The organism is Synechococcus sp. MU1655 (genome assembly GCF_023630655.1).
Classification (GTDB): domain Bacteria; phylum Cyanobacteriota; class Cyanobacteriia; order PCC-6307; family Cyanobiaceae; genus Synechococcus_C.
Window position 1 is genome coordinate 1 of the sequence record NZ_JAKUHK010000156.1, and the last position, 4,748, is coordinate 4,748.

At 55.9% G+C, this 4,748-nt stretch carries 6 protein-coding genes and 1 pseudogene; 3 read left to right on the top strand and 4 right to left on the bottom strand.

What is annotated here, in order from left to right; genetic code table 11:
* The first annotated feature begins 9 nt into the window (after nucleotides 1-9).
* The 3 genes from NCN04_RS08005 (at nucleotide 10) to plsY (ending at nucleotide 2,114) form a co-directional block, all read left to right on the top strand.
* Entirely contained in the window at nucleotides 10-408 is a 399-nt protein-coding gene (locus NCN04_RS08005; protein WP_250395740.1) for a DUF3119 family protein, read from the top strand.
* Nucleotides 409-534: 126 nt separating this feature from the next.
* Nucleotides 535-1,527 (top strand): DUF3086 domain-containing protein, encoded by a 993-nt coding sequence (locus NCN04_RS08010; RefSeq protein WP_250395736.1) that lies wholly within the window; start codon nucleotides 535-537, stop codon nucleotides 1,525-1,527.
* Nucleotides 1,527-2,114: a glycerol-3-phosphate 1-O-acyltransferase PlsY gene (plsY, locus tag NCN04_RS08015; RefSeq protein ID WP_048347083.1), complete on the top strand. Its 588-nt coding sequence runs from the start codon at nucleotides 1,527-1,529 to the stop codon at nucleotides 2,112-2,114. Before NCN04_RS08010 ends, plsY begins: the two co-directional genes overlap by 1 nt.
* A gap of 43 nt (nucleotides 2,115-2,157) precedes the next feature.
* On the opposite strand, the gene pyrF is transcribed toward plsY, so the two are convergent.
* The 4 genes and pseudogenes from pyrF to NCN04_RS08035 all read right to left on the bottom strand — a co-directional run.
* Nucleotides 2,158-2,889 carry an orotidine-5'-phosphate decarboxylase gene (pyrF, locus tag NCN04_RS08020; RefSeq protein WP_250395737.1) on the bottom strand — a complete coding sequence of 244 codons (732 nt, stop codon included), beginning with the start codon at nucleotides 2,887-2,889 and terminating at the stop codon, nucleotides 2,158-2,160.
* Nucleotides 2,890-2,941: 52 nt separating this feature from the next.
* Nucleotides 2,942-3,826: an SMP-30/gluconolactonase/LRE family protein gene (locus tag NCN04_RS08025; protein WP_250395738.1), complete on the bottom strand. Its 885-nt coding sequence runs from the start codon at nucleotides 3,824-3,826 to the stop codon at nucleotides 2,942-2,944.
* Nucleotides 3,827-3,856: 30 nt separating this feature from the next.
* Nucleotides 3,857-4,222, bottom strand: a complete 366-nt coding sequence (locus tag NCN04_RS08030) for a hypothetical protein (protein WP_250395739.1) — start codon at nucleotides 4,220-4,222, stop codon at nucleotides 3,857-3,859.
* 102 nt (nucleotides 4,223-4,324) lie between these two features.
* Nucleotides 4,325-4,748 (bottom strand): annotated as a pseudogene (locus NCN04_RS08035) (tyrosine--tRNA ligase); the annotation flags it as partial.

Consider the following 4,748-nt stretch of genomic DNA (forward strand, 5'->3'; position numbering starts at 1 on the left):
TCCAATCCCATGACCCCCTCCCCCGAGACCAACAGCGTGATCATCAGCCCGAGTCCGAGGTTGCCATTGTTGATTTTGTTGCTGAGTGCAAGCCTTTGGTTCTTACCCCTCAGTCCCTGGCCCACCCTCGTGGTGGGGCTGTTCAGTGTGTTCCTTCTGGTGCAGACCTACATCCTCAAACTTGAATTCAGCGAGGAGGATCTGGTGGTGTGGCGCGGACAAGAGGAAATACGCCGTTTCCCCTTCAATGAATGGATGTCTTGGCGCCTCTTCGCACCTTGGCTGCCCGGACTTTTTTACTTCCGTGAAAGCAAAAGCATTCATTTCCTTCCCATCCTGTTCAATCCAGCAGAACTTCAAGAGCAACTGGAGCAACGGGTGGGGCAGTTACAACAAGGCAAGCCCTAAGCAAGCTTGGATCACTTCTCACTTCACGCGCTGGCGTAACGAAAACGAAATGCTTCCTACACGTTTGGAGAGAAGGTTCGACTTGCGTCGCGCAATCAGCTGAAATACCCCAAGGACGAGCGGACCATGCCAGACGACACCGATCTCACACCCCAAGAGCACTCCGGAGAGCCGGCCGAAGCGTCGTCACCTGAAACTGAAGCACCACAGAGCGACGATTCTGCTGGAGAGACATCTTCAGACGCAGGTAGCGATGCCTTGATCAGCCTCGCCCTAAGCGAGCTGCAGCAACGCCGCCATGCCTTGCAGCAAGACATCGAGAGCCTCAACCAACGCAAGCTGCAGCTTGAACAAGAGATTGCAGGTACCTTCGTCGGCCAATCCGATGCCATTGCTCGGCGCGTCAAGGGATTCCAGGAGTATCTGAGCGGAGCGCTTCAAGGCATGGCTCAGTCGGTCGAGCAGCTGGAGCTGGTATCCCAGCCGGTTGTGGTTCAGCCTTCTCCCCTTGATCAACAGGCTTCTAACGCCCAGGAAGGGGGCAACATTGCTGATCCATCACCTGCAATTGCCGACACCTTTAGGCCCGATGAAGCGCTGATTCGCTGCAGCCTCGAGCGTTTTGCCCAGCAACCAGACTTCTATGCCGATCCTTGGAAGCTGCGCCGCAGCCTTGATCACAGTGATATTGCCCTCCTCGAGGATTGGTTCTTCAATCAGGGAGGACGGGGAGCCCAGTCCAGTCGCGGGAATCGCCCACGCAACGTGTTGATAGGCAGTGCCTTGATCTCCATTCTCAGCGATCTCTATGGCGATCAGTTCCAGACCCTTGTTCTCGCAGGGCAACCAGAGCGACTCGGCGAATGGCGGCGCGGCTTGCAAGATGCTCTTGGATTAGGCCGAGAAGACTTTGGTCCCAACAGCGGCATCGTGCTCTTTGAACGTGGTGATGCGTTAGTTGAGCGGGCTGACCGACTGGAGGAACGCGGCGAAGTGCCGCTGATCCTGATCGATGCCGCTGAGCGTGTCGTCGACATCCCCGTGCTTCAGTTTCCGCTGTGGATGGCCTTTGCGGCTGGACCCGGTGAGATCGACTACGACGACAACGAACTGCTCTGATGGGTTTCTTTTCTCTAATCCTCGGCTACCTACTCGGATCAATCCCCAGTGGCTGGCTTGCAGGCCGCTGGCTCAAAGGCATTGACTTGCGCGAGCTCGGTTCCGGGTCCACTGGAGCCACCAATGTGCTCAGGCAAGTGGGCAAAGGGCCTGCCATGGGTGTCTTTTTAATCGATGTTGGGAAGGGAGCGGCCGCTGTCCTACTGGCGCGCGCCCTTGGCCAAGGTGATTGGATTCAAGTTTTAGCAGGTCTGAGCGCCTTGGCTGGCCATATCTGGCCTGTGTGGCTTAATTTCAAAGGCGGAAAAGCAGTAGCAACAGGCTTCGGCATGTTTCTCGGTCTGGCATGGCCCGTGGGGCTGGCCAGTTTTGGAGTGTTTTTGCTGACGCTTTGGCTCTTCCGCATCGTCTCGCTTTCCAGCGTGTTGGCCGCAGTCAGCCTGCCCCTATTGATGTTCCGCTTCTCAGGCATTGCTTCCTACATCCTGATAGCGCTCGTAGCCATGGGCTTGGTGCTATGGCGACACCGCAGCAACCTTTCAAGGATTCTCGAAGGCAGCGAGCCCAAAATCGGCCAGAAGGATTGAAAATCAGCTGAGCGAACAAAGGGGGGGTGCACCGATGCGTGACTTACGTCGTTAACGCAGCACAGCACTGCGCAAACGCACCAGTTGGATCCGTAGATTGCGTGATGGGACGACCAATCACCAACTGAGAGGCTCCAGCCGCGATCGCATCTGGAGGAGTCATGACTCGCACCTGATCTCCCACTGCACTGCCTTGAGGGCGAATGCCTGGCGTCACCAGTGCGAATGGCCTTCGATGCTGAGCTCTTAAAGAGGCAACTTCCAACGGCGAACACACGCAGCCACCAACACCCGCTGTTGCCGCCAATTGGGCCAGCTGTAAGACCCGATCGGCGATACCTTGCTCGATCGCCAGCTCCCGCTGCAGCCGTTGCTCTTCCCAGCTGGTCAGCACCGTGACCGCAAGCAGCGTTGGCGTTGCGATACCGGTCGAGGCAGCGCCGGCAACCGCTCCAGCCTGCGCAGCCTTAAGAGCTTCAGTCCCAGCGCAGGCATGCACCGTGATCAGTTCGGCTCCCAGCGCTGCCGCCCGGCGGCAGGATCCCTCCATGGTGGCCGGAATGTCGTGAAATTTGAGATCCAAAAACACGCGCAGATCCTGATCGCGCAACTGCATCACCACATCCGGCCCCGCCTGAACGAACAGCTCCAGGCCAACCTTCACCCAACGCAAACCTTCCACCTGGGCACTGAAAGCAAGCGCTTGATCAGGGGCCATACCGTCGAGAGCCACAATGATCCGTTCCGCGGATTCAGCCGAGAAAGAGGAAGCCACACACCGTCTCTGCACGACCCTCATCGTGATGCGTCATGCGCAACCCCTTGGATCAACCCAGGACTTGAAAATAATCCGCAGGCAAACCTTTCACGCCCACATCGGCCTGAAACAAGCCACCAGCCAATGGCTCGGCCTTCACTGCAACAGCATCCATCCCCCTTCTCGCGGTTGTAACAAACAGCTGATCCAAATTGGGGCCACCAAAACAACAGGATGTGACCTGACGACAAGGCAACGCCAAGCGGTCGAGCAAGCGACCACGCAACGGATCCCAACGCGTCACGCAACCACCGCCAAACAGGGCGATCCAAAGCATTCCCTCCGCATCGATGCACATGCCATCCGGAAGGGCATCCCAATCTTCTGGAATATGGAGACAGATGCTGGGGTCTCCAGCGATCTCACCAGTAACGGTGAGCGGGAAAGCCATCACACTCAGCGTTGGCGAATCAATGAAATAGAGCGTCCCTCGGTCTTGGCTCCAAGCCAGTCCGTTGGAAATGGTGAGCTGGCTGCGTTGGCGCTTAATGCCTCCATCACCATCTAGCCGCCATAGAGATCCAGCCAGCGGCTCGAAGTCGTAGGCCATCGTGCCTGCCCAAAAGCGCCCCCAAGGATCACATTTACCGTCGTTGAAACGATTACCAGGACGATCCGCCTCAGGATCAGACAACAAGGTCACAGCCCCGTTGCTCGGATCCATCCTCATCAACCCCGCCGCTGTTGCCAAGAGCAAATCTCCAACCGATGTGGGAACAACAGCACCCACATGGGCGGGAAGATGCAAAAAATCATTGTTGCCTGTTGCAGGATCAAACAGGCCAATCCTTGAAGCCTCAATATCAACCCAGAGAAGAACTTGACGCTCGGTCCACCAACAAGGGCCCTCTGCCAATCCTGCCGCAACAGGCAACACACAACGAGATGTCAGCATTCAATTCACAGCACAAGTGGATGGAAGACATCAATACAAAACTGGCCTTTCCATACGTTTTCTACCCAAAATCACGCGCTCCACAACACCTTTTTTCTTGGCATAGTGAACTAATTTGTCATTTTCAATTGTATTCAAGCTCATGACTCCAGCCTGGCGATAGTCACGATCAAATGGCAAGGCCCATGCCTTACCACTTCGCATCACATAGATAACAAAACGACGATCTTGGCTGATGCAAAATCGCACGTTGACTTCATCAAAGACGCCAATATCACTTCCATATTCAGCCTGGCTGTAGTCACACTCCTGAGCTCGCTCATATTCATCCTTAATCCCGGCATTGGCCGGTGCCGTTAGTCCCACTCCCACCACAAAGGTGAGGAATGCTCCCAAGATTGAGCGCGAAGATTTCATATCAAACAGGTGCCTCCCGAATTCCAGCTATGGCAGTCATAGCAGCACATCAAGGCTCAGGACACCCACCCCTTTGCCCTATCAAGGGACCAATCGCCTAAATGTCTTTTTACCGAGCTGAAGGACCTTCCCTTCCAAGTCGGATACCGAACCAAATTCCTGATTGGGATCGGTAATTTTCTCTCCCTCAAGGCGTGCTGCGCCCCCTTTGATCTGCCGGCGCGCTTCACTGCTACTGGCACAAATACCCACCGCGCTAAGCAGATAGAACGCCTTGGCGGGGAAATTCACTGCTGAAAGGGAAGCCTCTGGTACATCCGCTGCTGCTGCAGCCGATCCAGCCACCAAGGTGGCGGCATCCGCCTGTGCTTTTTGGGCCACCTCCATTCCGTAGCGGCTTGCCGTCACCGCCAGAGCCATTGCTTTTTGCTTTTCACGGGGATTGTCTGGCAACGCTTCATGGGCCAAATCGGTGAGCAACATCACGTAGTCGTTGATGGCCGCA

Bases quoted from the DNA above. Each gene is read 5' to 3' on its own strand.
- NCN04_RS08005 (WP_250395740.1), top strand. From the start codon at position 10: ATGACCCCCTCCCCCGAGACCAACAGCGTGATCATCAGCCCGAGTCCG.
- NCN04_RS08010 (WP_250395736.1), top strand. From the start codon at position 535: ATGCCAGACGACACCGATCTCACACCCCAAGAGCACTCCGGAGAGCCG.
- plsY (WP_048347083.1), top strand. From the start codon at position 1,527: ATGGGTTTCTTTTCTCTAATCCTCGGCTACCTACTCGGATCAATCCCC.
- NCN04_RS08025 (WP_250395738.1), bottom strand. From the start codon at position 3,826: ATGCTGACATCTCGTTGTGTGTTGCCTGTTGCGGCAGGATTGGCAGAG.